General features: G+C 62.8%; 20 protein-coding genes. 9 read left to right on the top strand and 11 right to left on the bottom strand.

Going from position 1 to position 22,522, the window contains the following annotated elements; translation table 11 throughout:
• Positions 1–49: 49 nt before the first annotated feature.
• Positions 50–490 (top strand): universal stress protein, encoded by a 441-nt coding sequence (locus ACIOAU_RS12875; protein WP_101321214.1) that lies wholly within the window; start codon positions 50–52, stop codon positions 488–490.
• A 49-nt stretch (positions 491–539) separates the two neighbouring features.
• Here the strand turns inward: ACIOAU_RS12875 and ACIOAU_RS12870 are convergent, their stop codons facing one another.
• Entirely contained in the window at positions 540–2,465 is a 1,926-nt protein-coding gene (locus tag ACIOAU_RS12870) for an ATP-binding cassette domain-containing protein (RefSeq protein WP_101321216.1), read from the bottom strand.
• A gap of 216 nt (positions 2,466–2,681) precedes the next feature.
• On the opposite strand from ACIOAU_RS12870, the gene ACIOAU_RS12865 reads away from it, so the two are divergent.
• Positions 2,682–4,610 carry a transglycosylase SLT domain-containing protein gene (locus tag ACIOAU_RS12865; RefSeq protein ID WP_181107910.1) on the top strand — a complete coding sequence of 643 codons (1,929 nt, stop codon included), beginning with the start codon at positions 2,682–2,684 and terminating at the stop codon, positions 4,608–4,610.
• 59 nt (positions 4,611–4,669) lie between these two features.
• Here ACIOAU_RS12865 and ACIOAU_RS12860 read toward each other — a convergent pair whose 3' ends face one another.
• The gene (locus tag ACIOAU_RS12860) at positions 4,670–5,473 is read right to left on the bottom strand and encodes an MOSC domain-containing protein (protein WP_150570739.1); all 804 of its coding nucleotides are present in this window, start codon (positions 5,471–5,473) and stop codon (positions 4,670–4,672) included.
• 63 nt (positions 5,474–5,536) lie between these two features.
• On the bottom strand, positions 5,537–6,472 hold the full coding sequence (locus ACIOAU_RS12855) for a chemotaxis protein CheV (protein WP_101321223.1): 936 nt from the start codon (positions 6,470–6,472) through the stop codon (positions 5,537–5,539).
• Between the two features lie 344 nt (positions 6,473–6,816).
• Between ACIOAU_RS12855 and ACIOAU_RS12850 the strand changes: the two genes are divergently transcribed.
• The 3 genes from ACIOAU_RS12850 to ACIOAU_RS12840 all read left to right on the top strand — a co-directional run bounded on the left by ACIOAU_RS12850 (position 6,817) and on the right by ACIOAU_RS12840 (position 9,178).
• Positions 6,817–7,257, top strand: coding sequence for a histidine kinase (locus tag ACIOAU_RS12850; RefSeq protein ID WP_150570738.1), 441 nt, complete (start codon positions 6,817–6,819; stop codon positions 7,255–7,257).
• Positions 7,258–7,632: 375 nt separating this feature from the next.
• On the top strand, positions 7,633–8,529 hold the full coding sequence (locus tag ACIOAU_RS12845; protein ID WP_150572375.1) for a sensor histidine kinase: 897 nt from the start codon (positions 7,633–7,635) through the stop codon (positions 8,527–8,529).
• On the top strand, positions 8,519–9,178 hold the full coding sequence (locus ACIOAU_RS12840) for a response regulator transcription factor (protein ID WP_101321230.1): 660 nt from the start codon (positions 8,519–8,521) through the stop codon (positions 9,176–9,178). The genes ACIOAU_RS12845 and ACIOAU_RS12840 overlap by 11 nt, the downstream gene beginning before the upstream one ends.
• Here ACIOAU_RS12840 and yegS read toward each other — a convergent pair.
• On the bottom strand, positions 9,162–10,049 hold the full coding sequence (yegS, locus tag ACIOAU_RS12835; RefSeq protein ID WP_101321232.1) for a lipid kinase YegS: 888 nt from the start codon (positions 10,047–10,049) through the stop codon (positions 9,162–9,164). The genes ACIOAU_RS12840 and yegS overlap by 17 nt on opposite strands.
• A gap of 291 nt (positions 10,050–10,340) precedes the next feature.
• On the opposite strand from yegS, the gene ACIOAU_RS12830 reads away from it, so the two are divergent.
• Positions 10,341–11,798 carry a mannose-1-phosphate guanylyltransferase/mannose-6-phosphate isomerase gene (locus ACIOAU_RS12830; RefSeq protein ID WP_220634076.1) on the top strand — a complete coding sequence of 486 codons (1,458 nt, stop codon included), beginning with the start codon at positions 10,341–10,343 and terminating at the stop codon, positions 11,796–11,798.
• Positions 11,799–11,855: 57 nt separating this feature from the next.
• Positions 11,856–13,103, top strand: a complete 1,248-nt coding sequence (locus tag ACIOAU_RS12825) for a glycosyltransferase family 4 protein (protein WP_150570735.1) — start codon at positions 11,856–11,858, stop codon at positions 13,101–13,103.
• On the opposite strand, the gene glp is transcribed toward ACIOAU_RS12825, so the two are convergent.
• Together glp and moaB are read right to left on the bottom strand one after the other, a co-directional pair.
• A complete protein-coding gene (gene glp / locus ACIOAU_RS12820; RefSeq protein WP_401182554.1) occupies positions 13,092–14,279 on the bottom strand; it encodes a gephyrin-like molybdotransferase Glp in 1,188 nt (395 codons plus the stop codon). The genes ACIOAU_RS12825 and glp overlap by 12 nt on opposite strands.
• 22 nt (positions 14,280–14,301) lie before the next feature.
• The gene (moaB, locus tag ACIOAU_RS12815; RefSeq protein WP_101321240.1) at positions 14,302–14,841 is read right to left on the bottom strand and encodes a molybdenum cofactor biosynthesis protein B; all 540 of its coding nucleotides are present in this window, start codon (positions 14,839–14,841) and stop codon (positions 14,302–14,304) included.
• A gap of 182 nt (positions 14,842–15,023) precedes the next feature.
• On the opposite strand from moaB, the gene ACIOAU_RS12810 reads away from it, so the two are divergent.
• On the top strand, positions 15,024–15,245 hold the full coding sequence (locus ACIOAU_RS12810; RefSeq protein ID WP_150570734.1) for a YgdI/YgdR family lipoprotein: 222 nt from the start codon (positions 15,024–15,026) through the stop codon (positions 15,243–15,245).
• A 164-nt stretch (positions 15,246–15,409) separates the two neighbouring features.
• Here the strand turns inward: ACIOAU_RS12810 and ACIOAU_RS12805 are convergent, their stop codons facing one another.
• Complete coding sequence (locus ACIOAU_RS12805; protein WP_401182330.1) at positions 15,410–17,026, bottom strand: methyl-accepting chemotaxis protein; 1,617 nt, start codon at positions 17,024–17,026, stop codon at positions 15,410–15,412.
• 192 nt (positions 17,027–17,218) lie between these two features.
• Positions 17,219–18,982, bottom strand: coding sequence for an ABC transporter transmembrane domain-containing protein (locus ACIOAU_RS12800; RefSeq protein WP_401182327.1), 1,764 nt, complete (start codon positions 18,980–18,982; stop codon positions 17,219–17,221).
• 266 nt (positions 18,983–19,248) lie between these two features.
• Here ACIOAU_RS12800 and ACIOAU_RS12795 point away from each other — a divergent pair, with 266 nt between their 5' ends.
• Positions 19,249–19,416, top strand: a complete 168-nt coding sequence (locus ACIOAU_RS12795) for a PA1571 family protein (RefSeq protein ID WP_178080784.1) — start codon at positions 19,249–19,251, stop codon at positions 19,414–19,416.
• A gap of 89 nt (positions 19,417–19,505) precedes the next feature.
• On the opposite strand, the gene pdxB is transcribed toward ACIOAU_RS12795, so the two are convergent.
• The 3 genes from pdxB to ACIOAU_RS12780 all read right to left on the bottom strand — a co-directional run bounded on the left by pdxB (position 19,506) and on the right by ACIOAU_RS12780 (position 22,430).
• Entirely contained in the window at positions 19,506–20,648 is a 1,143-nt protein-coding gene (gene pdxB, locus ACIOAU_RS12790) for a 4-phosphoerythronate dehydrogenase PdxB (protein WP_220634079.1), read from the bottom strand.
• 60 nt (positions 20,649–20,708) lie between these two features.
• Complete coding sequence (tusA, locus tag ACIOAU_RS12785) at positions 20,709–20,951, bottom strand: sulfurtransferase TusA (protein ID WP_101321253.1); 243 nt, start codon at positions 20,949–20,951, stop codon at positions 20,709–20,711.
• A 75-nt stretch (positions 20,952–21,026) separates the two neighbouring features.
• A complete protein-coding gene (locus tag ACIOAU_RS12780) occupies positions 21,027–22,430 on the bottom strand; it encodes an aspartate aminotransferase family protein (RefSeq protein ID WP_181087653.1) in 1,404 nt (467 codons plus the stop codon).
• Between the last annotated feature and the right edge of the window lie 92 nt (positions 22,431–22,522).

Genomic DNA, 22,522 nt, shown 5'->3' with positions numbered 1-22,522 from the left:
CCACAAAGCGACCATACTTCTACTATCGCGATTGTCAGGAGCACCTCCAATGTCCTACGAACATCTTCTGGTCGCTGTCGACCTCACCGAAGAATGCGATCCGGTGATCAAGCGCGCCAAGGCAATCGCTTCGGCGAGCGGCGCCAAGGTATCGCTGGTGCATATCGTCGAACCGATGGCCATGGCCTTTGGCGGCGACGTACCGATGGACCTGTCGCAGCTGCAGCAACAGCAGTTCGACCAGGCCAAGGAACGCATGGATCGCCTGTTCAACAAGTACCCGGATATCAACCGGGGTGACTCGCACCTGGTCTACGGCCAGCCGCGCCAGGAAATCCACCAGTTGGCCAAGGATCAGAAGTGCGACCTGATCGTGGTCGGCAGCCACGGTCGCCACGGCCTGGCGCTGCTGCTAGGCTCCACCGCCAACGATGTGCTGCACGGCGCGCCGTGTGATGTGCTGGCAGTACGCCTGCTGAAGAAAGACTGAAAAATGCACTGACGCCATCGCGGGCAACCCCGCGATGGCTGATGGCCGCTTAGCCTTCCAGCTCTGCCCAGCGCTCGACCAGAACATCCAACTCGCCCTGTAGCTTCTCGAGCTTGGCCAGCACCTCGGACGTCTCGCCGATCGGGCGCTGGTAGAAGTTCGCCGAAGCCACTTCTTCCTGAAGCTTGGCCATGGCTTTCTCGATCACGTCGATCTGCCCTGGCAACGCCTCCAGCTCACGCTGCAGCTTGTAGCTGAGCTTCTTCTTGCTCGCCTCTACCGGTGCAGCAGCAACTGGCGCGGCCACATCGGCAGCCTTTTCGACCACGGCGCTGTTGAGCTCGGACTTGCCACCCTTGCTTTCGGTGACGCCCAGCAGCTTCGGCGAGCCGCCCTGACGGATCCAGTCTTCGTAGCCGCCGACGTATTCCTGAACCTTGCCGCCGCCTTCGAACACCAGGGTGCTGGTCACCACGTTGTCGAGGAAGGCCCGGTCGTGGCTGACCATCAGCACGGTGCCCTTGTAGTTGCACAGGACTTCTTCGAGCAGCTCGAGGGTTTCCACATCGAGGTCGTTGGTCGGTTCGTCCAACACCAGCAGGTTGGCTGGCTTGCTGAACAGCTTGGCCAGCAGCAGACGCGCCCGCTCACCTCCGGACAAGGCTTTGACCGGCGTCCGGGCACGCTGCGGGCTGAACAGGAAGTCGCCCAGGTAGCTCAGCACGTGACGGTTCTGGCCGTCGATTTCGATGAAGTCGCGCCCCTCGGCGAGGTTCTCGATGACAGTCTTTTCCAGGTCGAGCTGGTGGCGCATCTGGTCAAAATAGGCCACTTCCAGCTTGGTGCCGCTCTCGACCTTGCCCGACGTCGGCTGCAAGTCACCCAGCATCAGTTTGAGCAGGGTGGTCTTGCCGGTACCGTTGGCGCCGAGCAGGCCAATCCGATCCTGACGCTGCAGAACCATGGAGAAGTCCTTGACCAGCATCGGCCCGTTCGGGTGCGAGAAGCTGACGTTCTCCAGCAGCATCACTTGCTTCCCGGATTTTTCCGCGGTGTCGATCTGGATGTTGGCCTTGCCCTGACGCTCACGGCGCTCACCACGCTCGACGCGCAGCTCCTTGAGCGCACGCACGCGGCCTTCGTTACGGGTGCGGCGGGCCTTGATGCCTTGGCGAATCCACACTTCTTCCTGGGCCAGGCGCTTGTCGAACAGCGCGTTGGCGGTCTCTTCGGCCGCCAGCGCGGCTTCCTTGTGCACCAGGAAGCTGGCGTAGTCGCCGTTCCAGTCGATCAGCCCACCGCGGTCCAGTTCAAGGATGCGGTTGGCCAGGTTTTGCAGGAAGGAACGGTCGTGGGTGATGAACAGCACCGCGCCGCCAAAGCCGCTCAAGGCTTCTTCCAGCCAGGCAATCGCACCGATGTCCAGGTGGTTGGTTGGCTCATCGAGCAGCAGCAGGTCAGGTTCGGAAACCAGCGCCTGGGCCAACAGCACACGGCGACGCCAGCCACCGGAGAGCTCGGCCAGGGTCTTGTCGGCAGGTAGCTGCAAGCGGCTCAGGGTGCTGTCGACCACTTGCTGCAAACGCCAGCCATCGCGCGCTTCGAGCTCGTGCTGGACGTGCATGAGCTTGTCCAGATCTTCGTCGTTATGGATGTTCTGGCTAAGGTGGTGATACTGCGCGAGCAGCTCGCCTACGCCGTCCAGGCCAGCCGCGACCACGTCGAACACGGTCCGCTCGTCGGCCACCGGCAGTTCCTGCGGCAGCTCGCCGATTTTCAGCGCAGGTGCGCGCCAGACCGAGCCGTCATCAGGCTTTTGCTCGCCCTTGATCAAGCGCAGCATGCTCGACTTGCCGGTACCGTTGCGGCCGATGATGCACACCCGCTCACCTCGGGCGATCTGCCAGGAAACCTTGTCCAGCAGCGGCATCGCGCCGAATGCAAGGGACACATCGCTTAATTTAAGCAGGGTCATGATCATCTCCAAAAACTGGGCGCGTATTCTACCTGACTTGACCCTCGCCAGCACTAAGTCAGCGTGTGTATCAAGGCTTTGCGATATCCGGTCGCCGATAACACCCCGATACAACCGCAGTGCTTTCGCCGGTAGCCGGCAACCGGCTAAGCTAACGCCATACAACAGTGCTGGCACCGCCGTCACTTTCCCATGGTTCAACTGCCCGGACGTATCATGCGCAGCCGCCTGTTACAGATTGCTTCATGCCTGCTGCTGACTGCCGCCACCGCGAGTGCGGCACAGGCCATCGACCTTAGCCAGCAGCGTCAGTACTACGACGAAGCCAAACGCGCCCTGGCCAAGGGCGACAAAGGTCCCTACCTGCGCTACTCGCAGGCCCTCAGTGACTATCCGCTGACCCCGTATCTGGCGTACGACGAACTCACTGCTCGCCTGAAGAGCGCCAGCAACGAAGAGATCGAGGGTTTTCTGGCCCAGCACGGCGACCTGCCACAAGCCAACTGGATGAAACTGCGCTGGTTGCGCTGGTTGTCCGAGCGCGGCGAGTGGGCCACCTTCGCCAAGTACTACGATCCCAAGCTCAACTTCACCGAGCTGGACTGCATCAACGGCCAGTACCAGCTCAGCACCGGCAAACGCGCCGAAGGCTTTGCCAGCGCTGCCAAGCTGTGGAACGTGGGCAAGTCGCAACCTGCTGCGTGTGACACGCTGTTTGCGATGTGGGCGGCCGAAGGTCAGCTCACCGAAGCCAGACGCTGGGAGCGAGCCAAACTGGCCGCACAGGCGCGCAACTACCCATTGGCGAACAATCTGGTCAAGACCCTGACCACCCTCGCCCCCCAGGGCCAATTGCTGATCGATGTGGCGCAGAAGCCCGAGCTGCTCAATCAGCCGTCGCGTTTCACCCCGGTCAACGAGGCAATGTCCGACGTGGTCAGCCTAGGCCTGCGCCGGCTGGCACGCCAGGACCCCGAGCGGGCCATGGCGCTGCTCGATGACTATGCCCAGCGCATGCATTTCTCGCGCGACGAAAAGGTTGCCATCGCCCGCGAGATCGGCCTGACCCTGGCTCGCCGCTACGACCCGCGCGCGCTCGACCTGATGACCCGTTACGATCCGGAGCTGCGGGACAACACCGTCAGCGAATGGCGCCTGCGCCTGCTGCTGCGCCTGGGCCGCTGGGAAGATGCCTACGAGCTGACCAAGCGCCTGCCGCAGGAGTTGGCCGCCAGCAGCCGCTGGCGCTATTGGCAGGCGCGCAGCCTGGAACTGGCACAGCCGAACAACGCGCAGATCCCGTTGCTGTACAAAGCGGTCGCGCGTGAGCGTGACTTCTATGGCTTCCTGGCCGCAGATCGGGTGCAGACGCCCTACCAGCTGAACAACAAACCGCTGGTGCTCAGCCCGCAGCTGGTCAACAAGGTGCGCAACACCCCGGGCGTGCGCCGCGCACTGGAATTCCATGCCCGCGGCCAGATCGTCGAGGGCCGCCGCGAGTGGTACCACGTCAGCCGCCACTTCAACCGCGACGAAATGGTCGCCCAGGCCCGCCTGGCCTACGACCTGCGCTGGTACTTCCCGGCGATTCGCACCATCAGCCAGGCGCAGTACTGGGACGACCTGGATATTCGCTTCCCGATGGCGCACCGCGACACCTTGGTGCGCGAAGCCAAGGTCCGCGGCCTGCACTCGAGCTGGGTGTTTGCCATCACCCGCCAGGAAAGCGCCTTCATGGAAGACGCTCGCTCGCCGGTGGGCGCCAGTGGCCTGATGCAACTGATGCCAGCCACCGCCAAGGAGACTGCACGCAAGTTCAGCATCCCGTTGGCGTCACCGGCTCAGGTACTCAACCCGGACAAGAACATCCAGCTCGGCGCCGCCTATCTGAGCCAGGTACATGGTCAATTCAACGGCAATCGGGTGCTGGCATCGGCCGCCTACAATGCCGGGCCAGGGCGCGTGAGGCAGTGGCTCAAAGGCGCCAAGCACTTGAGCTTCGATGTCTGGGTCGAGTCGATCCCGTTCGATGAAACCCGCCAGTACGTGCAGAACGTGCTGTCGTACTCGGTGATCTACGGGCAAAAGCTCAATTCACCGCAGCCGCTGGTGGACTGGCACGAGCGTTACTTCGACGACATGTAATCGAGCCCCCCTAAGCTCAAACCCGCCGCCATCGGCTGCAGCGGGCTTGAGCTGGCGGCTTACTCCAGCACTTCTACCGGCATGCCCACGGCAATCTCACCCGGCCCATCCACCGCCAGGTTCTGCCCGAACAGCACATCGCCATCACGTTCACGAAATGTCTTCAGGGTGGCCAGCGGTTCGCGGTCAGCACTGCGCTCGCCCGTGTGCGGGTCAAGGGTAGTGAATATGCAACGAACGCTCGGTTTGAGGATGCGATAAGTCAGCGCACCGATGCGGATCCGCTTCCAGCCGTCTTCGGCAAACGCTGCGCTGCCCTGCACCACCAGATTGGGCCTGAAACGCAGCATTTCCATCTCCCGGCCAACCCGCCGGCTCAGCTCATCGAGTGAACCCTGGCCGATCAGCAGCAACGGAAAGCCATCCGGAAACGCCGCACGGTCGCTGTTCAAGCCATAGCCGCTGGGCAGGTAACGCGCGCGCGGCTCGGGGCAATACACCAGCCGCACCGGCTTGCCGAGCAGTTGGCTCAACCACTGCGCAGCAGCGTCGCCTGCATCTGGCACGCGCAAGGTGTCGCGCCAGATGGTCACACCGCGCAAGTCTTCGTCGTCCGCCGGCACGGTGACCAGCAGCGGCGCCTGCCCTGGCGTCTCCAGCAGCAGATCACCACTGGCAGCGACCGTGGCACTGAGCTGACTCAGCAGTGGCCAGGCGCGCTGGGTCAGGAAGCGTCCGTTGTTCTCCTCTACCACCAGCCAGCGGCGGTCGCCTTCCAGGCCGAGCAGACCTACCGGCGAGGCCTGCAGGCTTTGCGCCCGACACGACTTCACCGGATACCGATACAACTCACTTACAAACATCCCTGCCCGCCTCATGCCAGTGCAAAAACGCCTAGCTTATACCCAGCAGGACGCGCGCAGGTATCAGGCCGGCGCGTGATCAAGCATCAGGCGCTGCCGCACCACCTCTACCAGACGGTCTGGCTGGAATTTGGACAGGAAATTGTCACAGCCGACTTTTTTCACCATCGACTCGTTGAAGCTACCCGACAACGAGGTATGCAGCACTACGTACAGGCCACGCAGACGCGGATCGCTACGAATCTCGGTGGTCAGGCGATAGCCGTCCATTTCCGGCATTTCGGCGTCGGTGAAAATCATCAGCAGTTTTTCACACAGGTCTTCACCGGCATCTGCCCAGGCCTTGAGCATGCGCAAGGCCTTCAGGCCATCGCTGGCCACATGCAGTTTTACGCCCAGTTGCGACAAGGTATCGCGCAACTGCGCCAAGGCCACGGTGGAATCGTCGACCAGCAATATCTCGCGGCCGCGCGCCTTGGCCAGTACCGGATCGGCAAGCTTGTCGCCGGACACCTTGGCGTTGTACGGCACGATCTCGGCCAGAACCTTCTCGACGTCGATGATTTCGACCAACTGCTCTTCGACCTTGGTGATCGCCGTCAAATAATGCTGGCGACCGGCACTGGTCGGCGGCGGCATGATGGCTTCCCAGTTCATGTTGACGATGCGATCGACACCGCCGACCAGAAACGCCTGCACCGAGCGGTTGTACTCGGTGACGATGATGGTGCTGTCCGGGCCTGGTTGCAGCGGGCGCATGCCAATCGCCTGGGACAGGTCAATCACCGGCAAGGTCTGCCCGCGCAGGTTGACCACCCCACACACATAAGCATGACGCTGCGGCATCAAGGTCAACTTGGGCAGTTGCAGCACTTCCTGCACCTTGAACACGTTGATGGCGAACAACTGACGGCCCGCCAGACGGAACATCAGGATTTCCAGGCGGTTCTCACCTACCAGTTGCGTACGTTGGTCTACAGTGTCGAGAATGCCAGCCATTGGAAGCCCCCAGGCGCGTATCGGGAAAATGTAATCATCTGCTCTGTATCGGCGGGTAAACCGGCAGCTTGACCCTCGTCAGCAAATCCAGACCAGGCGATTGATATCATTTTACCATCATGCTTTACTGCTTCGACACTTTCAGCAACACCTGTTACGGCGGCGTAACCAGCAACGCCCCTCAGGGTTTCCCCTATGCCGCGATCAGGCCTAACCTGATGTTCGCGATATCCATTAGCCATTAATGTGACGCCATTCTCATTGCATGAATGGAGTCAGGCTTTTGCTAGCAATCGTTTCGGTGTTGCCCAGCCCGCTCCAGCCCACCGTGCTGGAGGCTCAGGATGGATAGCCGCGTGCCGCCCGGCGCCGAGCTGCCGGAATTCCTGCGGGATGCACAGCGCTTGTTGAGCCAGGCGCAGGAGTGCCTGCTACACCTGCAGCTGATCGACAATGATCCAGATGCCTGCCGGTGCCTCAACGACACCCTCACCAAGCTGGCCAAGCGCGCCGAGCAACTGGGCCTTGACGAGGTCGCCCACTATAGCTCCGCCCTGCACCATCTGCTCGCACCTGCCTGCGGCCAGCGACACCTGCATAGCACAGCACTGCCGGCAGTCGAAGCCTGCCTGAACCTGCTGGACTGGCAACTGGAGCTGGTCGATGCCCAAACCGGACAGCTGAACCTGGACCGCAGCGAGCAGGCAGTGCTTCTGGATGATCTGGCCAGCGCCCTGCAAGGGTCAGCCAGGTCGCCATCGGAATCACCGCCAAACGTACAGTAAGTTCGGCATTCGTCTGCAACTAAGTCAATCAAGCTGTATTTATCAGCCAGACACTTGGCAAGTTCCGACTGGCCGCTTGAGTAATAGTCGTTAGTTGCAGTGCTCGATTATGCACGCACTCGCCAATGCTGGCTTTTTGATAGTTATGCCAGACCCGGCCAGATCGTTTTGAGCCCGTGAATACGGCGGTTTGAGACCCCTGAGCAAGGCGACCAAACACAACTTAAGTGATACCATGCGCGCCAATGAATGCAGCCCATGCAGATAGCCGTCAATTGAACAGATGCTTTTAATTGATTGTGAGCAGGACGCCAAAGCCGCTGACTAGACACGTGCAAGGCCTCCAATAGCATTAACTCAGTGGCTTTCCAATTTATGTTCCCACGTTTGAATCTTACCCCGCGCCACTGCTCTCGCAGCGCCGTGGCGCGCTGGACGACCGCAGCGCTATGCGTGGCGTCACTGAGCGCTAACGTGGCACTGCACGTAAAAGCCTTGCCGATGCCGATCGGCCTGATCCTGCTGCAGATGGCGGCCCTGCTTGGCGCCGCCTGGCAATGGCACCAGTGGGCCCGCTCGATCAGCCTGCGCCCCGCAGAACTGGCCGAGCGCATGCTCAAGGTCCAGGAGAACGAACGCCAGCGTCTGAGCCGTGAATTGCACGATGATATCGGCCAATTGCTCACAGCTGCGAAGCTGCAGTTGGACTGGCTCCAGCGGCGCCTGCCAAGCGAGCTGCTGAGCCATGCCAGCAGCTTGCGCAGCACCCTGGATGAGGCCTTGAACAGTGTGCGTGATGTTGCCGCCCTGCTTAATCCGCGCCAGCTGGCAAGCCTCGGCTTGGAAGCCAGCCTGCGCGAGCACCTGCTGCGCACGCTGAACGATAGCGAGGTGCAGTGGAGCCTGGAGTGCAAACAGCGCCTGACCGGGATCAACGACGATATCAGCATGGCTGCGTTTCGCATCACCCAGGAGGCTGTCACCAACATGCTGCGCCACGCCAGCGCGCGCAATCTGCGGGTGCAGTTGCAGCGCACCGCTGCGGGGCTGGCCTTGACCATCGAGGATGACGGCTGCGGATTCATCCCCAACAGCGATCCGGCTGCGGCCGGTCAGCGCGGCATGGCCGGCATGCGTGAACGCGCCCACGCGTTGCACGGTAGCCTGAGCGTGTACAGCCAACCGGGACGGGGCGCCCGCATCGAGGCCATGCTGCCGTGGCCAGCCCGCACTCAAGAACGCGCCAGGACCTTTGCCAGCCATGACCTGTAGATTACTTCTGGTCGATGACCATTCGCTCATTCGCGCGGGGGTGCGCGCGCTCGTGGCGGACATCGCTGGCTATACGGTGGTTGGTGAAGCGGATGACGGCGGCCAGCTCAACGCGCTTGTCGAACAGCTGCAGCCGGACATCGTCCTGCTGGATATCTCCATGCGCTCTACCAGCGGCCTTGACGCCTTGACCCAACTGCGTGCCAGCGGTCATCCCTGCAAAGTGCTGATTCTGTCGATGCACACTGATCCGGAGCTGATCATGCGTGCGCTCGAATGCGGTGCGCATGGCTACTTGCTCAAAGACACCAGCGCTGTTGAACTGGAGCAGGCGCTGAGCGCCTTGCGTGGGGATGAACGCTATCTCAGCCCAGCGATCGCTCACACCGTGATCAACCAGGCCTTGCTGCGCGCGCAGAACAGCCGCCAAAGCATCAACGACCGACTTAACCTCACTGCACGCCAGCTGGAAATCCTGCGCTTGATCGTACGCGGCAAATCAACTCGGGAAATAGCCGGCGGCCTGGGCCTGTCGATCAAGACCGTGGAGACCCATCGCTCCCAGATCATGAAGCGCCTGCAGATCTACGACGTCGCAGGCCTGGTGCTGTTTGCCGTGCGCGAGAAGATCATCAGCCTGGACGACTGAGCAACGGCGAATCGGCTGGCAGGTGCACACGCAGTGCTGCTGGGACGGCTTCGAAGCGCAGACTTTCGCCGTGCATCGGCTCACCATCCAGGTTGATATCCAACCCCTGCGCACTTTTTATTTCGACCCACGGCAGGCGCGCGCGCACGTACAAGCCCTCACCACCGATCAGCTCTTTCAGCGCACCGACCACCTCCTGCGGTGCGGGCAAGATGCCGATATCGAGCAGGCCGTCGTCAGCCAGCGCCTCGGGGCACAGCTCATGCCCACCTCCGGCCTGCCGGCCATTGCCGATCCCCAACGCCAGCACATCGCCTTGCCAGTGAAAGTCCGGCCCGGTCAGCTCGACTGCAGCGGCCTGCAGCTCACTGAAGCGCGACAGCCCGGTAAACAAGTAGGCCGCTGCGCCCAGGACTTTCTTGAGGTCCTCGGAAGTGTTGGCCGTGACCTGGCTGCCGAAGCCGCCAGTAGCCATGTTCAGAAACAACTGATCACCGGCCCGACCCAGGTCGATGGCGCGTGCGGGCTGGTCCAGCAAGGCCAGCGCCTGGGCTGGCTCCAGCGGTATTCCGGCCGCTTTGGCGAAGTCATTGGCAGTGCCCAGTGGCAGCAGCACCAGGCTGGCCTGTGTCGCGGCCAGGCCCATGGCTTCGGCGATATCGCGAAGGGTGCCATCACCACCACCGGCGATGATGTGGCTGTACCCTGCTGCCAGGGCTTCAGTGACCAGCCGCTGGGCGTCGCCGCCCTCCCAGGTCAGGCGCACATCGAGCTGCCAGCCTTGCTCGCGCATGGTGCCCACAGCGGCTCTGACATCCTCGTTCATGGCTTGCTTGCCATGCAGCACCAACATCGCCTTGCGCTCGCTCATCCGTTCCACTCCGCAAAAATACCTATCCCAATCTCGACCATGGCCGAGGGCAAATTGCTGCATACAAAGAGCGCTTGCGTCAGAAAATAAGCGGGTTTAACACAAATGCCATTGAAAGCCGGCGCGAGCAAGCGCATCATCGACAAATAATTGGCCATCACGGAGGATGCCGCTAATAAATGTCGGTTTTTTGACTTATTGCCTCGCCGTACATCTGACAGATCGCCTGAGTTTATGGCGAAGTCCCTTTGATCGCGCTGCCCTCAGCGCCCCCGCTTCGAGGCTGTGATAATGAGCGTTCTGATCCCTTGCATCATTGCTGGCGGTGCCGGCACCCGATTGTGGCCGGTTTCCCGTGAAGCCATGCCCAAACCGTTCATGCGCCTGGCCGATGGTGAAAGCCTGCTGCAGAAGACCTTCGTGCGTGCCAGCGCCCTGCCGGGTGTCGAGCGCGTGCTGACAGTGACCAACCGCGACGTGCTGTTCCGCACCCAGGATGAATACAACCGGGTCAACAGCTTCAATGTCGCGCTGGACTTCATTCTCGAGCCATGTGGCCGCAACACTGCGCCGGCCATCGCTGCCGCCGCGCTGCACTGCGCCAAGCAGTATGGTGAGGATAGTCTGCTGCTGATCTTGCCGGCAGATCATTTGATCGAAGACATCCCAGCCTTCGAACAAGCGGTCGCCCAAGCGGCCCAGCTCGCCCATGACGGCTGGTTGAGCACCTTCGGCCTGCTGCCCAGCCGTGCTGAAACCGGCTTTGGCTATATCGAGCAAGGCGAGACATTGGGTGAGCGCGCGTACAAGGTCGCACGCTTTGTCGAAAAACCGGACGCCGCGACCGCTCAGGCCTACCTGGACGGCGGCCGCCACCTGTGGAACGCCGGCATGTTCTGCCTGCGCGTCGACGCCGTGCTGCGCGAGTTGCAGACCCACGCGCCCGAGGTGCTGGAAACCGTCGCCCATTGCCTTGAGCAGAGCGTCAGCAAACAAGGTGAGCGTGCCCTTCAGGTAGAACTGGACCCGGACACGTTCGTTCTGGCGCCGGACATCTCCATCGACTACGCGTTGATGGAGCGCTCCAGCCAGGTTGCAGTGGTACCGTGCGAGCTGGGCTGGAGCGATATCGGCAGCTGGGAAGCAGTACGCGAACTGCGCCAGACCGACGCTCAGGGCAACTACGCCAATGGCGAGACCGTACTGCATGATGTGAGCAACTGCTACATCGACTCGCCGCGGCGCCTGGTCGGTGGCGTGGGCCTGGACAACCTGATCATCATCGACACCCCCGATGCGCTGCTGATCGCCGATGCGGCGCGCAGCCAGGAAGTCAAGATCATCGCCCAGCAGCTCAAGCGCGAGGGCCACGAAGCCTATCGCCTGCACCGGACCGTGACCCGGCCGTGGGGCACCTACACCATCCTCGAGGAAGGTGCGCGGTTCAAGATCAAGCGGATCATGGTCCGCCCCGGCGAATCGCTGTCGCTGCAAATGCACCATCACCGCAGCGAGCACTGGATCATCGTCAGTGGCATGGCCTGTGTGACCAACGGTGACGAAGAGTTCCTGCTCGACACCAACGAGTCGACCTTCATCAAGCCAGGCCGTACCCACCGCCTGACCAACCCGGGGGTGATCGATCTGGTGATGATCGAGGTGCAGAGCGGCGAGTATCTGGGCGAAGACGACATCGTGCGCTTTACTGATATCTACGGACGCGTCCCGGAAGAAGCCGCCATCGGCTGAACCTGTGCGGGCGTGCCTTGCCATCCATGACCCAACCGTCAGCGAGGATTTGGGGCGATGCGCATACTTTGGACTTTGCCCTACCTGCCCTGGCCAACCACCAGTGGCAGCAAGACCCGGCAATACCACCTGCTGCGCGAACTGGCGCAGCGTGGTCACCGGATTACCTTGCTGGTGCAGTCCAAGGTGCCCCTCGGCGACGCCGCCCGCACTGCCCTTGAACCCCTGCTCGAGCGCCTGATCGTGCTGCCCAGGCGCGCGTTGCACAGCCCACTCAACCTGCTTGCTTCGCCGATCATCGATTACCCCATGCGGGCGATCATCCATGGCCTGGCTCCTGCCCTGCGTCATCAGTTCGAACAACTGCTGGACGAGCCCTGGGATGTTATCCAGATCGAGCACAGCTACAGCTTTCAGCCCTTCGAAAAAGCTCTGCAGGCCCGCGGCTTGCCCTACATGCTCAGCGAACACACGCTGGAGTCGGTGATGGGTGCGGCCTGTCACGACCGCCTGCCGCTGTGGCTCAGGCCTCTGAACGCATTCGACCGTTGGCGCTACCGGCGCTGGGAGCAGCGGGTGCTGCGCCAGCCCTCGGAGGTGGTCGCGGTGAGCCCGCATGATGCCGAGTTGATCAGCCAGATCAGCGGCCGGCCGGTCAATGTGGTGGTCAACGGCGTTGATTGCGACTACTTCGAACAGGTGCGCCCCGCCGCGCACAGTCAGCGCCTGCTGTTTGTCGGCAATTTCGAGTACGGCGCCAACCTCGAGGCTATCGAGTGGGCGCTGGAAGAAATCCTGCCGCAGGTCTGGCTGAGCAACCCCGCCGTGCGCCTGGCGATTGCCGGGCACGCCCTGCCGGCGAGCTGGAAGCTGCACTGGAACGACCCGCGTATCGAATGGATCGGCTACCGCCCCGACCTGCGCGAACTGCAGCGCCGCTCCGCGCTGTTTTTTGCCCCGCTACGGTATGCCGGCGGCTCCAAAGTGAAGATTCTCGAAGCCATGGCAGCCGGCCTGCCGGTGATCACTACCAGCAAGGGTGTGTCGGGACTGGCGGTCAACAACGGCGAGCATTATCTGGGCAGCGATGACAGCGGCCAGTTGGCGTTACAGATCACCCAGTTGCTCAATCAGCCGTGGCGGATGTGTCAGCTGGGCGAAAGCGGCCGCCAGTTCACCCGCCAGCGGCATGACTGGAGCGTCGTCGCGCAGCAGCTGGAGAGCGTGCACACGCGCTTGACCCAGACGCTGCCAAGCACCGCCCCAGCGCCAGCGGCGGTGATTCTGAGGCGCTCAGCCAAGTAGTTCGCTGAGGGGGATGAAACTGACGTTGTCGCCCTGTTGCGGGGTGCTGCCTTCGCGCACTTCGACCAGACCTTCAGCCCACGCCGCGCTGCGCAGCACACCCGAACTCTGGTTCTTGTAAATGCGCACGCGGCCGTCTTCGATACGGGCGCGCAGATACTCGCGGCGCGTCCCGGCCTTGGGCCAATCGAACCCGGCTGGCACGCTGAACTGCAGCGGCGTGACATTTGCCACGCCCTGGCGACGCAATAGGTAAGGTCGCGTCAGCAGGCCAAAGGTGACCAGGGTCGAGGCCGGGTTGCCAGGCAAGCCGATCACCGGCACACCGCGATAATGGCCAAAGGTCAGCGGCTTGCCGGGCTTGATCGCCAGCTTCCACAGCGCCAGCTCGCCAGCTTCACGCAGGGCGATGCCGAGATAATCAGCCTCGCCTACCGAAACCCCGCCCGTCGAAAGAATCAGGTCAACGTCAGCCAACCGCGTCAGGCAGTCGCGGGTCAGTTGCAGGTCGTCAGCCAGGATACCGGCATCGACCACTTCGCAGCCCAGCCGTTGCAGCCAACTGGCGAGCAGGCGACGATTACTGTTGTAGATCTGCCCCGGCCCCAGGGGCAAACCCGGCTCGACCAGTTCGTCACCGGTCGACAGCAGCGCCACGCGCACCTTGCGCACCACTTCGAGGCGCGCATGCCCAAGCGTCGCCGCCAGGCCAAGTTCAATCGGCCCAAGCCGAGTGCCAGCGCTCATGACCTGCTCGCCAACGCGGGTTTCCTGGCCCTGCGGACGAATATTCTGGCCCACCCGCAACGGCTCGCCGAAGGTTACCCGGCCGTCATCCAGCACTTGGGCGTTTTCCTGCATTTCGACACAGTCGGCGCCCTCGGGTAGCGGCGCACCGGTGAAAATCCGCGCGCAGGTCCCGGCCTGGAGCGGCTGCGGCGCATGCCCGGCAAAGATCCGCTGGCTGACCGCCAGCGGCTCGCCGTGCCAGTCGGCCAGGCGCAGGGCGTAGCCGTCCATGGCGCTGTTCGGCCAGGGCGGCAGGTCCAGTGCGGCCACCAGTTCGGTGGCCAGCACGCGGCCTTCAGCGTCCGCCAAGGCAACCCACTCGGCGTCCTTGATTGGCGCAGCTTCGGCCAAGGCCAGCAGGCGTTGCAGGGCCTCTTCGACCGGCATCAATGGCCGGCTTGGGGCGGGTTCAACCACGGCTGTCACAGGCCGCTGCCTGCTTCAGATGAGGGACAAAGTTGCACGGGCGATGACGCGCGTCGAGCTGTTCGGCAAGAATGCCGTCCCAGCCGGTGCGCACGGCATTGGTCGAGCCCGGCAGGCAGCACACCAGCGTGCCATTGGCCAGACCAGCCAAGGCCCGGGACTGGACGGTAGAGGTGCCGATGTCGGCAAGCGATATCTGCCGGAACAATTCGCCAAAGCCATCGACCTGTTTATCCAGCAGGCAGGCGACCGCCTCGGGCGTGCTGTCACGGCCGGTGAAACCGGTACCGCCGGTGATCAGCACCACCTGCACCTGGTCGTCGGCAATCCAAGTCGCAACCTGAGCGCGAATCTTGTACAGGTCATCCTTGAGCAGCACCCGCGCGGCCAATTGGTGACCAGCCTCGGTGAGACGGTCGACGAACACCTGGCCAGAGGTGTCGGTTTCGAAAGTGCGGGTATCGCTGACCGTGAGCACGGCAATGTTCAGCGGCACGAACGGGGTGTCTGCCTTGGCTTTCATAGGGGCTCCAGCGCAGGGAAGGAAGAAGATGGCGCCTGTTATATCACAGCCCGCACAGCGCCGAGCGCGACGCTTGTTCTCGGTCAATGTCAGCCTGCTGTGACTATGCTGCACTGGCTGAGGAACTTGCGCGGACACACCGCGTCATAAAACCATCAAGCACCATCGACAGGAGAGACACGATGATTCAACGGACCCTTCCCGCCTTTATTCTTGCACTTGGCCTCGGCGCCCTCGCCGGCTGTGCTTCGCCAACGGTGATCACCTTGAACGACGGCCGCGAAATTCAGGCGGTAGATACTCCAAGCTATGACGACGATTCCGGCTTCTATGAAATCGAGCAGCTTGACGGCAAGCGTACCCGCATCAATAAAGATCAGGTTCGTACTGTCAAAGAGCTCTGATCTGCGCTAATGCTAAATCGCTGGGGCCGCTACGCGACCCTTTCGCGACACAAGGCCGCTCCTACAGAGACCGCGCATTCAGGTAATACGCGGTCGGCGTAGGAGCGGCCTTGTGTCGCGAAAGGGCTGCGTAGCGGCCCCGGCAATTCTGAGTCGAACAAAGTTCACACCCCCAGCCGCGCCGTCACCTGCCCCAACTGCCCGGACAATCCATGCAAACGCTGCCCAGCCTGCTCGGTATGTTCCACGGCCCGTTGATTGGCGGTCGCGATGCGAGTGATTTCGATCAAGTTGCGCGAGATGTCCTCGGCCACGCTGGTCTGTTCCTCGGCTGCCGTTGCAATCTGCCGATTCATATCGCGAATCGCCTCGACCGCCTGGGTAATCCGCTGCAGCATCTGCCCCGCATGCTGGACTTGTTCGGCGCCCTCCTCGCTGCGCCGCTGGCCGCTCTCGATCGCCTTGACCGCCTGCACCGCTCCTGATTGCACCGCGTCGATAATCTGATTGATCTCGGCAATCGAAGCCGCCGTGCGCTGGGCCAGGCTGCGTACTTCATCGGCGACCACGGCAAATCCGCGCCCGGCCTCTCCGGCACGCGCCGCTTCAATCGCGGCATTGAGTGCCAGCAGGTTGGTCTGTTCGGCGATCCCGCGGATGACTTCAAGCACTTTGCCAATGCGCGTGCTGTCGTGCTCCAGGTCGCGAATCACTGCAGCGGTACCGGCAATCTCGCGGTTGACCCCGGCAATAGTGTCGATGGTTGCCTGCATCACCTGCTCGCCCGCCTGGGCACTGTGATCGGCATCGTCGGCAGCGTGGGCGGCCTGGGCAGCATGGCGCGCGACCTCCTGCGCAGTCGCCGACATTTCATGCATGGCCGTGGCCACCTGATCGGTGCGCTGGAACTGATCCTGGGTGCCCCGCGCCATATCGCCGGCAAGGTTGCGCAACTGGCCACTGGCGCCTTCCAGTTCTTCGGCGTTGTCCTTGAGCCGGCCGATGGTCTCGGCAAGAAAATCACGCAAGGTATTGGCCGCACGCGCCAGGCGCCCGAGCTCATCTTTACGGCGATCATCAACGCGGGCGGCGAAACGTCCTTGGCTGAGCTGGGCCACATAGTCGATCAACTTGCGGATTGGCTCGATCAGGCTGCGGTTGACCAGCCACAGGCTGAGCAACCCCACCAATATGGCTGAGCCGAGCATGACCAGCAGACCGATCCACACGGTACGCTGGGCGCTGTCATTGATGATCGCCGCACGCTCGCGGGCCGCACTGCGCAGTTGCTCGACCAGCGCACTCATCTGCTCACTGGCGGCGCGGTCGACACCCTTGACCGCCGCATCGCCTGCCACCGGGTCACCGCCGGCGGCCAGAAACGCCTCACGCCCCTTGCTGTAGGCCTGGCCCAACTGGCGATGGCTGTCGCGCAACTGGCGCAGTGGCGCCGTCAGCTCGCCATCGCTGTCTGCCAGCAACTGCGCCAGCAGGCTCTGCACCTGCTGCTCGCGGCTCTGAAACTGTTGCCAGTACTTGTCCAGCTCGGCCGGTTGGCGGCCGCGCAGCAGCACGTTCTTCCACTCCTGCACCTGGATCTTGAATTGCAGATTGGCCTCGTCGATCAACTGTGACGCGCGCAATGGGCCATCGACCAGCTCGGCATAGCTGCGCACGCTGGACGACAGGAACTGGAAGCAAACCAGCGCGATCAGCAGCATGGCGATCAGGCTGCCGCCCAGCAGAGAGAGAATTTGCACGCGAAGGGATGTACGCAACATGCGGGTCTCGAGAACAAGGAGAGAAGAAAACGGCGCTGCAGGCAGCACCACGACAGACATCCATGTCCTCGTTCGCAGGGCAAAAAAAAGCTGCCATCAGTCGATAGCAGCCAGGTCGAGCACTTACGCTGAGGCAGATAGTCTCAGGCCATTGCTACAGAAATGTGACAGATCAGCGACGTGCCTCCAATTTCAGCTCGAGGTGAACTGCAACTGCGCCAACCGCGCATACAGTGGGCTTTCTTCGATCAACTGGCGATGACTGCCCACCGCCACAATCTGGCCCTTGTCGATCACCGCGATGCGGTCAGCATGCTGCACGGTGGCCAAGCGGTGCGCGATCACCAGGGTGGTACGGCCCGCCATCAGCGTGGGCAGCGCCTGCTGGATCAGGTGCTCGCTCTGGGCGTCGAGGGCACTGGTGGCTTCGTCGAGCAACAGGATCGGCGCATCCACCAGCAGCGCCCGGGCAATCGCCAGGCGCTGGCGTTGACCACCGGACAAGCCGACCCCGCCTTCCCCAAGCAAGGTCTGATAACCCTGCGGCAGCTGCTGGATAAACTCCTCGGCATGCGCCCCGCGGGCCGCGGCCTGCACCTCGGCGAAGCCGGCATCGGGGCGGCCATAGCGAATATTGGCCTCAACCGAGCCGCGAAACAGCGCAGGGTTCTGCGCCACCATCGCGAACTGGCTACGCAACAACAGTGGGTCGAGACTGGTCAATGCCTGGCCATCGAGGAGGATGCTGCCTTGTTGCGGGTCATAGAAACGCAGCAACAGGTCAAACAACGTCGACTTGCCGGCGCCGGACGGACCAACCAGCGCCAGGGTCTGGCCCGGTTCGATCAGCAAGCTAAGGCCATCGAGCGCCGCCACGGTCGGCCGCGACGGGTAGGCAAAGCGCACCTCGCGCAGCTCGATGCGACCGCTGGCGCGCGCGTTGGCCAGGCCCGCGCTCAGCGCCGGCGGCAGGATCGTACTCTGCGCTGCCAGCAACTCGGCGATCCGCTCTGCCGCTCCAGCCGCGCGTTGCAGCTCGCCGATCACCTCGCTGAGGGTGCCAAACGCGCTGCCGACGATCAGGCTGTAGAACACGAATGCGGCCAGCTCGCCACCGGAGATACGCCCGGCGATCACGTCCATGCCGCCCACCCAGAGCATTACCCCGACAGCGCCGAGCACCAGCACGATGACCAGTGTGATCAGCCAGGCCCGCTGGGCAATCCGCTGCCGCGCCACATCAAAGGCCGCCTCGACCGTGTCGGCAAACCGTTCACGGTCGAGGTTTTGGTGGTTGTAAGCCTGCACGGTCTTGATCTGGCCGAGGGTCTCTGCGACATAACTGCCGACATCGGCGACCCGGTCCTGGCTCTGCCGCGACAGGCTACGCACCCGTCGGCCAAACAACAGGATCGGCGCCAGCACCAGCGGCAGTGCCAGCACGACGATGCTGGTGAGCTTGGGGTTGGTGATGAACAGCAACACCACGCCGCCAATCACCATCAAGGCGTTGCGCAGGAACATCGACAACGACGAGCCGATCACCGATTGCAACAAGGTGGTGTCAGCGGTCAGCCGCGACTGGATTTCCGAACTGCGGTTGTCCTCGAAAAAGCCCGGATGCAGGCCGACCAGGTGGTCGAACACGGCGCGGCGGATATCGGCCACGCAGCGCTCGCCGATCCACGACACGAGGTAGAAGCGACTGAACGTGCCGATCGCCAGTGCCAGCACCAGCAACATGAACAAGCCGAGGGTCTGGTTGAGCTGGTGCGCAGAACCGGTCATGAAGCCTTGATCGACCAGCAGGCGAATGCCCTGGCCCATCGACAACGTGATCGCAGCGGTGACGACCAGCGCGAGCAGTGCCAGTACCGCCTGCTTGCGGTAGGGACGCAGAAACCGCCAGCTAAGGCGCAAGGCGCGGCGCTGACGTGAGGAGACAGGTTCGGTCATGACTCAGATCATTCAGGCGAAGAAGCAGCAAGCCTACCATCCATCTGCACAGGCTGAACTTTGCAGCGGTTGTCAGGATCGCAGAAAAGGACATGCCATTGGCCAGCACAGCAGAGCACAGTAGCAATAGCTTATGGTTCTAAAGTGCTGGTGGAGCTTTGCCGAGCTTTCTGTTGGACTAGAGCAGTCGTGGCGGCACAGACAATGTCATACGCCAGTCACGACCCGTGGATAGGCTTGGTTTGAACCTGATGAGGAGACAGCACATGCAGCAGCACAGTGAAACGCACGCCAACCAGCAAGCGCAACCGCAGCCGATTTGCGGCTCGATCATCGACGACCAGGGCCGCGAAGTGGCAATTACCCCTGAGATGATCAAACAAGCGTGTGAAGAGCTGGAAAAAAGCCGAGTGGCGCTTGCCGAGAAGAATTGATTGGATCACAGCAGCGTGGCGCTCAGTTAGCTAGTTGAGCGCTGCGCGGGCTGGATTGGGGCCGCCAAGCGGCCCCTGCTTTACTACTGCTAAACCAGCACCGCCCCCAGCGCATTGATCATCTGCGCCAACTGCGCCGACTCGCCGCGCAACTTCACTGCCAACCCTTCGATTTCCCTGCGCACGGGGTAATGCTTGCGCAGCAGGTCAAAGGTTGCTCGCTGTTCGATCGGATCCTCGCTCAAGCTACGGCGCATGTCGGCATCGTCGCGGCGCGGGTCGTAAACTGCTCGGCAGACCGTCGCCAAGGCCACGGCCGGATCACTGGCCGCATTCAGTTCTATCTGGACCAGGTCGCGTTCCGGCAGCAGATCGGCCAACTGCACAGGCGCCGGCACGCCGCGCCACTGGCAAAATGCCTGATAGATCTGCGCCGTACCGCGCTGCTTGCCGTCGAGGCTGTAACCGGCAATGTGCGGCGTCGCCAGCGTGCACAGGTCGGCCAGTTGCAGGTCAACCTGAGGTTCACCCTCCCACACATCCAGGACCGCGTGCAGATCGTCGCGCTGCAGCAGCAACTCACGCAGCGCCTGGTTATCCACCACCGGCCCGCGACTGGCGTTGATCAGCCACGCGCCCGGGCGCAACCGCGCCAGTTGCGGGGCGCCGAGCAAGTGCCAGGTGGGGTGTTCGCCGTCGCGCTGCAGCGGAGTGTGCAGGCTGATCACATCACACTGCTCGAGCACGCGATCGAGGCTGACGAAATCGCCGCCTTCCGCCGCCTGTCGCAGTGGGTCACACACCAGTACTTTCCAGCCCAGGCCATGCAGCACCCGTACCAGACGCTCACCAACCTGCCCGGCACCGACCACGCCATAGACCCGCTCGGCGAGGTTTTCACCCTCGAGCTCGGCCAGGGTCAGCAGGCTGCCCAACACATAGTCGACCACGCCACGGGCATTGCAGCCCGGGGCGCTGCTCCAGCGGATACCGGCCTCGGCGAAGTAGTCCAGATCCAGGTGATCGGTGCCGATGGTGCAGGTACCGACAAAGCCGACCTTGCTGCCTTGCAGCAGTTGCCGATTGACATCGGTTACCGAGCGCACCAGCAGCACGTCGGCATCTTGCACGCACTGAGCATCGATGCTGCGGCCAGGGTAGCGGCGGATCTCGCCGAATCCGGCAAAAAACGCGTCGAGCAGCGGGATGTTTTCGTCGGCAACTATCAGCATGGCGCTCTCCTGTCAGGGGCCCGCAGTGTAGGCCCTGCGCCGGGCGCGATCCAGCGCGGCTCAATCGGCCTTTTTGCGAATCCAATACAGATAAGTGCCAGCCTGTTCCTGCTGCTCAAGCAACTGATGGCCGAGGAAGGTGCAGAACTTGGGGATGTCACGCTGGGTCGACGGGTCGGTGGCGATGACCTTGAGCAGGCCGCCGGCAGCCAGTGCGCGCACCTGTTGATGCAGCATCATCACTGGCTCCGGGCAGTTCAGGCCGCTGGCGTCGAGGACGGCGTCGGGGGTGTAATCGGTCATGGGCTACTCCGTGAATGGCCGACCATTGTCGCTCAAGCCCGCCCCCAGAACCATCCTCGACGCATTTTCGGCGAATTAGCCGCAGCTCCCCAGCGCAGCCTGCAAGGCCTCGGCAAAGCGCTGCGCGACCTCGTCGACCTGCTCGGCAGTGATGATCAGTGGCGGCAGGAAGCGCACCACTGCGCCATGCCGACCGCCGAGTTCGAGAATCAAACCGCGCTTGAGGCACTCGCGCTGCACCTTCGGCGCCAGCTCGCGGGCCACCGGCGGATGCCCGCGGGTGTCGAGTGGCCCATTCGGCTCGACCAGCTCGACGCCCAGCATCAGGCCACGCCCGCGGATATCGCCAAGCTGCGGGTAGCTGCGCTGCAACTGCTGCAGGTGGCCACGCAGACGTTGGCCCATGGCCTCGGCGTGGTCTGCCAGGCGATGCTCGAGCAAATAGTCGATGACTGCCGAGCCCGCCGCCATGGCCATCTGATTACCGCGGAAGGTGCCGGCATGGGCGCCCGGTTTCCACGTGTCGAGCCAGTCGCGATAGACCACCACGGCCAACGGCAGGCTGCCGCCAATTGCCTTGGACAGGGTCACCACGTCCGGCACGATGCCGGCATGTTCAAAGGCAAACATCTTGCCGGTGCGGGCAAAGCCGCTCTGGATCTCGTCGACGATCAACGCCACACCGGCCTGCTCGGTGATGCGCCGCACGCCCTGCAGCCATTCGATATCGGCGGGGATCACGCCGCCCTCGCCCTGTATCACTTCGAGGATCACCGCTGCCGGCAGCGGCACGCCGCCCTCCGGGTCAAGCAGCAGATTCTCCAGATAATGCAGGTTGGCGCGCACGCCTGCGGCACCGCCGAGGCCAAACGGGCAACGGTAGTCATACGGATACGGCATGAACTGCACACCGTTGCCCAGCAACGCGCCCAGCGGTTGCTTGGGCCCGACGCTGCCCATCAAGCTCAGCGCCCCCTGCGACATGCCGTGGTAGGCACCCTGGAACGCCAGCACCGTGCTGCGACCGGTCGCCGTGCGCACCAGTTTCAGCGCAGCTTCCACCGCGTCGGTGCCGGTCGGGCCACAGAACTGGACCTTCGCCTCACGCCGCAAGGCTTCGGGCAGAATGGCAAACAGGTCCTGGACAAAGCGGTCCTTCACCGGTGTGGTCAGGTCGAGCGTATGCAGGGGCAGTTCATCGGCCAGCACACGCTGGATCGCCGCCACCACCACCGGGTGATTGTGGCCCAGCGCGAGGGTACCGGCCCCGGCCAGGCAGTCAATGAACTGCCGCCCTTCGACGTCCTCGACATAGATCCCGCGGGCGCGCTTGAGCGCCAGCGGAATCCGCCGCGGATAGCTGCGCGCATTGGACTCCTGCTGCTGCTGGCGCAGCAGCAACGGTGATTCGGCGAATTCATACAACGGCTGCGGCGTGGCAAGCGGCAGGATCTGGGCAAGGCTGGAAGCGGTCGACATTGAAGAGTCCCTTGCAAGCGAAAGGTGGCATCGCTTGAAATACGCTTCAGCCCGTCACGGATTTACAAACATTTTGCGCCTGGGCCAACCCA

It is taken from the genome of Pseudomonas sp. NPDC088322 (genome assembly GCF_044740745.1).
Taxonomy (GTDB): domain Bacteria; phylum Pseudomonadota; class Gammaproteobacteria; order Pseudomonadales; family Pseudomonadaceae; genus Aquipseudomonas; species Aquipseudomonas shirazensis.
The sequence above is the reverse complement of the archived record's forward strand: the minus strand, read 5'-3'. Positions and strand labels throughout refer to the sequence as shown.